Below are 5,587 nucleotides of genomic sequence, written 5' to 3'. Positions count from 1 at the left end.
GTTGGACAAGATGTTTGGCGATCGCGGTCGTTAGAAGCCTTCGAGGACGATCTTGCCTTTAGCCGCGCCACTTTCGATCAGTGCATGCACCGTCTTCAGATTGGCGGCATTGATCGGCGACAGTCGCCGGGTCAGCGTCGTGCGGATTTTGCCGTCGTCAACCAGCGCTGCCATCGCATCCAGAATCTCGCCCTGCTCATTCATGTCGGGCGTGCCGTAGATCGACCGCGTGAACATCAGCTCGTGGTGGATCGACACCGCCTTGCGCTTGAAAACCATGATATCGAATGCCTTGGGATCGTCGATCAGTCCGAACCGTCCTTGTGGGGCGATCAGTTCGGCGATGTCGGCGACATGTTGCTCGGTATGTGTGGTCGAAAAGACGAAAGCGGGAGCACCGATGCCGAGTTCGGCGATCTGTGGCGCGAGCGGACGAGAATGGTCGATGACGTGGTGAGCTCCAAGCCCTCTTACCCACTCTTGGGTTTCCGGTCGAGAGGCTGTGGCGATGACGGTGAGGTCCGTGCGCTGTCGCGCGATCTGGACGGCGATCGACCCAACCCCGCCCGCGCCACCGATGATGAGGATCGCCTCCGCCGCACCGGGTACGGGCTTCGCCACGTCCAGGCGGTCGAACATCGCCTCCCAGGCCGTCAACGTCGTCAGCGGCAGCGCCGCCGCTTCCGCCCAGGAGAGCGACGCAGGTTTGTGACCGACAATCCGGGCGTCGACGAGATGGAACTCCGCATTGGTACCGGGCCGTGTGATCGATCCGGCATAATAGACCTCGTCGCCTAACTCGAACTGCGTGACGTCGGGGCCGACCTCGCGCACAATCCCGGCGGCATCCCATCCCAGCACCTTCCAATCGCCATCTGCCGGCGGCGTGCTGTTGCGGACCTTGTAGTCGACCGGGTTGACCGAGACGGCCTTCACCTCAACCAGGATATCGTATCCTGCAGCGACAGGCCGAGGCAGATTGATGTCGACCAGCGCGGCATCCGCGGCGATGGGTCCCGGAACCTTGTAACCAATGGCTTTCATAAATGTCTCCAGCTTGCTTGATCGGATGACGCGAATGCTCGTTAGTCAACTTCTTCTACATTGAGGTCCCGACTCTTGAACTGGGTCGCGGTAGCAGATTTCATCGAACACGTCGATCAACAGGCCTTTATGCTCTGTCGCCGGATCGGTGATCGCGTAGATGTTGGAGGCATCTTCGCCGTCGTCCCCGCTCTCGAGGCGCAACGCCGCATCGACGCGAATGCTGCATGCATCGAGGGTTGACCCTAGTTCGAGATCGACGAGATTGCCGTCCTTGACGCGGTATTCGCGGTCATAGCCGTTGGCGATGAATGACTGGACTGCTTCTAGAACGTCGGTCACCTGGGAGGTCATGGAAGCACCTTCATCTTGAACTGGATTGGACACGCTCGCGCACAAAGCGCGCTGTGACTCGGCGGACGGAGAAGCTCGCGAAGTGCGTTACTCATAGCCACTTGGCCTTCTTGAAGCGCATGAACAGGAGAAGGCAGAACACCGCTATCACTCCGAGCACGACGAAGTAGCCATATGGCGTGTCCAGTTCCGGCATGTGCTTGAAGTTCATGCCATATATTCCGGCGATCGCCGTCGGGACCGTCAAGATCGCCGCCCAGGCCGCGAGCTGGCGAGTGACCACACCGATCCTTTGCGCTTCCAGAAGGCTGCTGGCCTCGAAGACCGTGGACAGGACAAGCAGGAGGCCGTCGACCATGGACTGCACGCGGTGGACATGGTCCGCGACGTCGTGGAAATATGGTGTCATTTCGGCGCTGATGCAGGGAAAGTGGCCGCGAACGAGCTTTCGCACCAGCTCGGCCATAGCCCCGAGCGTGCGCTGGAACCGCGTGAGTTCGGACCTTAGTTCGAAGATTCGCGCCACCTCTTCTGGCCCGAGGAAATCGTGCAGCGACCGTCGCTCCATCGCCAGGACGTCGTCCTCGATCATTTCGAAGATGGGCAGATACTGGTCGACCACTCGGTGCAAGATCGCGTGCAGCACATAGTCGACACCCTTGCCGAACTGCGTCGGCGATGCCTCGAGTTGCTCCCGAAGTTTGCCCAGCGCTCCGGCATTGCCGTGCCGCACGGTGATAAGGTGATTGTGACCGGTGAAGATCGCCATCTTGCCGTAGCTGATCCGGTCGCCGACCAGCTCGGCGGTCTGGGCGACGACGTACAACTCATCGTTGTAGACCTCGAGCTTGGGCGGGCACAGCGGGTGCATGGCGTTGTCGATCGCCAAAGGATGGAGGTTATACGTCGTCTGGATCGCGCTGAGTTCGTCTGCGGTGGGCTCGCTAAGCGCGATCCAGCAGAAGCCCGAGCGATTCTCGTTTAGTTCGACGTGCTCATCGAGCCTGATTTCACGGACTCGCTTACCTTCGTTGTAATAATATGCGGCGATAATGGTCATGCAGGCCTCGCAGGAATTCGCAGGCCACGCTGTACAGCCGGTCGCGCCAGCCCGCGTTCGAGCCATGCCTGCACGTTCGAATAGCTACTTAGGCCGAGGATGTCGCCCGCTGCGTAGAATTCGACCAGCGCATTCACCCAGCCAAACGTCGCAATGTCCGCGATCGAGTAATCATCGACAATCCATTCGCGGCCCTCCAGCCGGTGATCCAGGACCCCGAGAAGACGCCTGGATTCATCAACAAAGCGCTGCCGAGGTCGCTTGTCCTCATAGTCCTTGCCGGCAAATCGCAGGAAAAAGCCTAGCTGTCCGAACATCGGCCCGATGGCCGACATCTGAAAGAACACCCACGCTAGGGTCTCGTAACGCTGGCCTGGTTCGGTGGAGATGAACTGACCCGTCTTGTCGGCCAGATAGAGGAGGATCGCACCGGATTCCCATAAGGCGATGGGTCTACCGTCAGGGCCAGCCGGATCGATGATCGCCGGTATGCGTCCGTTCGGGTTCAGCGACACGAACGCCGGATCCTTCGACTCGTTGTTCGAGATGTCGATCAGGTGGGGCTCGTACGCCAGGCCAGTCTCCTCAAGCATGATCGAGACCTTGACGCCATTGGGCGTAGGGGCTGCGTAGAGTTGCAGGCGATCGGGATGAGATGCCGGCCAGCGCTGCGTGATCGGAAAGGACGAGAGGTCTGGCATAAATCTGCGATCCTGGTGTTGCGATGGCGACTGACTGGAACGAGCCGTCACTCTGAAGTAGGGTTCGATGACCGCGTCGCTGAACGACGCGGTCACGAAGATTGCGGACCGGACCGGCGCAGTGGCAACGGCAGTGAAGCCTATTCCGCCGCGGTCCCGGCCGCTGGCTGTACGTCGTCAACCTTTTGGCGCTTCGGAAGCACCCAGCCGGGACGGACGAAGTGGCAGGTGTAGCCGCCCGGGCGCTTCTCCAGATAATCCTGGTGATCGGGCTCGGCCTCCCAGAACTCGCCGACCGGCTGGACCTCGGTCACCACTTTGCCATCCCACAGCCCCGAGGCATCCACATCGGCGATCGTATCCTCGGCGACGCGCTTCTGCTCCTCGTCGACATAATAGATGCCCGACCGGTAGGAGAGCCCACGATCATTGCCCTGGCGGTTCAGCGTCGTCGGATCGTGGATCTGGAAGAAGAATTCCAGGATGTTCCGGTAGCTCGTCACTGTCGGGTCGAAGACAATCTCGATCCCCTCGGCATGCGTGCCGTGATTACGATACGTGGCGTTCGGAATATCGCCGCCCGTGTAACCCACACGGGTCGAGATGATGCCGGGCCGCTTGCGGATCAGATCCTGCATGCCCCAGAAACATCCTCCTGCGAGAACAGCGCGCTGATGCATGTTAAGCCTCCTCTACTTGATCGAGATATTCACCGTATCCCTCGGACTCCATCTCGTCGCGCGGGATGAAGCGAAGGGACGCTGAGTTGATGCAGTACCGCAGACCGCCGCGGTCGGAAGGACCATCGGGGAACACATGGCCGAGATGACTGTCTGCGTGTACTGACCTGACCTCCGTCCGGACCATGCCGTGTGCGCTGTCCCGCACCTCGTTCACGTTTGCCGAAACGATCGGCTTGGTGAAGCTGGGCCAGCCAGTACCCGAATCGAACTTGTCCGTCGAAGCGAACAGTGGCTCTCCCGACACTATGTCGACGTAGATGCCAGGCTCCTTGTTGTCGTTGTACTCGCCCGTGAAGGGCCTTTCGGTGCCCGCCTCCTGGGTAATTCGGTGTTGCTCGGGAGTCAGGTGGTCGATTGCTGTCTGTGACTTTTCAAACTTCATTACAGTCTCCAATACTTATCTAGAGGGCCAGGCACGCTACCGCTAATTTTTTATGTCTCCTGATTTGCTCCTACAATGGTAGTGGGATGGCAAACGAGGTTTTACTAAGTGTTGGAAAATTAGAGATTTAAATTTCGCGTCTATTAATTCTAGCGCAACTGAGTGGTTAAGCAAGTACGTAATCAGTAAATATTAAAAAAATAACACAAAAGCACGATTATATAATACAGTGTCAGTGTTTTATGATAATCAACAACGCCTGTTTAGATGCTGGTAGATGCGAATTTTTTGGCGTACAGTCAAAATTTTCTGATGGTTGCTTAGTGTGTTGGCGCTGATGGAAAATTGACCCACCCTGCCGATTGAAATTTGACCCAGGGCGGATTGCTGATTTTGTTACCAGCAACTGTGGATAAGTCTACCAGCGCAGCTGCTGTTGCCCCCACTCCTTCGCTAGCCCAGTTCAGTTGTTTAAGACCTGCCACACGCAGCCATGTAGCAGGCCGTCGTCGCCATGAAATCAGAACGGCTCATCGTCCTCCGGTTCCTGGCCGCCCTTACGCTTTCGCTCCCGTGATTTGATCTTGGCCTGGGCCGCCAAGCTACTGTGTTGCAGGCGATAGGACTCGTTACCGGTTTCGACGATGTGGCAGTGGTGGGTCAGCCGATCCAGCAGGGCGGTGGTCATCTTGGCGTCGCCGAACACGCTCGACCATTCGGCGAAGCTCAGGTTGGTGGTGATCACCACGCTGGTGTGTTCGTACAGCTTGGATAGCAGGTGAAACAGCAACGCACCGCCGGCCTGGCTGAAGGGCAGATAACCCAGTTCGTCGAGGATGACCAGATCCATGCGCAGCAGAGCTTGGGCGATCCGCCCGGCTTTGCCGTCGTGCTTTTCGCGCTCCAGCAGATTGACCAGATCGACCGTGGAGTAGAAGCGCACGCGCTTGCCGTGCCGGGTGATGCCGGACACGGCCAGCGCAGTGGCCAGGTGGGTTTTACCGGTGCCAGGCCCACCGATCAGCACCACGTTCTGCGCGGTGTCGGTAAAGGCCAGACTGGCCAGTTCGCTGATCAAACGAGCGTCTGCGCTGGAGGCGCTGAAGTCGAAGCCGGCCAGGTCGCGGTGCATCGGCAGCTTGGCCATGTTCATCTGGTGGCTCACCGAGCGCATGGCGCGATCTGTGTGCTCTTGTTCCAGCAGGTGTTCGAGCAGCCACTTGGACGAGGCTGTGTTCGACTCACCCTGCGCAGTCAACTCCGCCCAGGCCGTGGCCATGCCGTGCAGGCGCAGCTCCTTGAG

Annotated in this window: 7 protein-coding genes; all 7 read right to left on the bottom strand. The window is 58.9% G+C overall.

Annotation, left to right across the window (positions count from 1 at the left end; genetic code table 11):
• Positions 1 to 30: 30 nt before the first annotated feature.
• Positions 31 to 1,044 (bottom strand): zinc-binding alcohol dehydrogenase family protein, encoded by a 1,014-nt coding sequence (locus EXE10_RS19985; protein ID WP_002118279.1) that lies wholly within the window; start codon positions 1,042 to 1,044, stop codon positions 31 to 33.
• Positions 1,045 to 1,089: 45 nt separating this feature from the next.
• The gene (locus EXE10_RS19980) at positions 1,090 to 1,398 is read right to left on the bottom strand and encodes a hypothetical protein (protein WP_005006003.1); all 309 of its coding nucleotides are present in this window, start codon (positions 1,396 to 1,398) and stop codon (positions 1,090 to 1,092) included.
• A 91-nt stretch (positions 1,399 to 1,489) separates the two neighbouring features.
• Positions 1,490 to 2,458: a magnesium and cobalt transport protein CorA gene (locus tag EXE10_RS19975; RefSeq protein ID WP_002118270.1), complete on the bottom strand. Its 969-nt coding sequence runs from the start codon at positions 2,456 to 2,458 to the stop codon at positions 1,490 to 1,492.
• A complete protein-coding gene (locus EXE10_RS19970; RefSeq protein WP_005006007.1) occupies positions 2,455 to 3,159 on the bottom strand; it encodes a glutathione S-transferase N-terminal domain-containing protein in 705 nt (234 codons plus the stop codon). The genes EXE10_RS19975 and EXE10_RS19970 overlap by 4 nt, the downstream gene beginning before the upstream one ends.
• 140 nt (positions 3,160 to 3,299) lie before the next feature.
• Complete coding sequence (gene msrA, locus EXE10_RS19965; RefSeq protein WP_003464967.1) at positions 3,300 to 3,839, bottom strand: peptide-methionine (S)-S-oxide reductase MsrA; 540 nt, start codon at positions 3,837 to 3,839, stop codon at positions 3,300 to 3,302.
• Position 3,840: 1 nt separating this feature from the next.
• Positions 3,841 to 4,284, bottom strand: coding sequence for a peptide-methionine (R)-S-oxide reductase MsrB (gene msrB, locus EXE10_RS19960; RefSeq protein WP_003464965.1), 444 nt, complete (start codon positions 4,282 to 4,284; stop codon positions 3,841 to 3,843).
• Positions 4,285 to 4,804: 520 nt separating this feature from the next.
• Positions 4,805 to 5,587: IS21-like element ISPst3 family helper ATPase IstB (gene istB, locus EXE10_RS19955; RefSeq protein ID WP_107010019.1), on the bottom strand; the 783-nt coding region annotated here is incomplete at its 5' end.

The organism is Acinetobacter sp. WCHAc060033 (assembly GCF_004209125.1).
GTDB lineage: Bacteria > Pseudomonadota > Gammaproteobacteria > Pseudomonadales > Moraxellaceae > Acinetobacter > Acinetobacter wuhouensis.
This window is presented reverse-complemented; position numbering and strand designations above follow the sequence as displayed.

Bases quoted from the DNA above. Each gene is read 5' to 3' on its own strand.
- EXE10_RS19985 (WP_002118279.1), bottom strand. From the start codon at position 1,044: ATGAAAGCCATTGGTTACAAGGTTCCGGGACCCATCGCCGCGGATGCC.
- EXE10_RS19980 (WP_005006003.1), bottom strand. From the start codon at position 1,398: ATGACCTCCCAGGTGACCGACGTTCTAGAAGCAGTCCAGTCATTCATC.
- EXE10_RS19975 (WP_002118270.1), bottom strand. From the start codon at position 2,458: ATGACCATTATCGCCGCATATTATTACAACGAAGGTAAGCGAGTCCGT.
- EXE10_RS19970 (WP_005006007.1), bottom strand. From the start codon at position 3,159: ATGCCAGACCTCTCGTCCTTTCCGATCACGCAGCGCTGGCCGGCATCT.
- msrA (WP_003464967.1), bottom strand. From the start codon at position 3,839: ATGCATCAGCGCGCTGTTCTCGCAGGAGGATGTTTCTGGGGCATGCAG.
- msrB (WP_003464965.1), bottom strand. From the start codon at position 4,284: ATGAAGTTTGAAAAGTCACAGACAGCAATCGACCACCTGACTCCCGAG.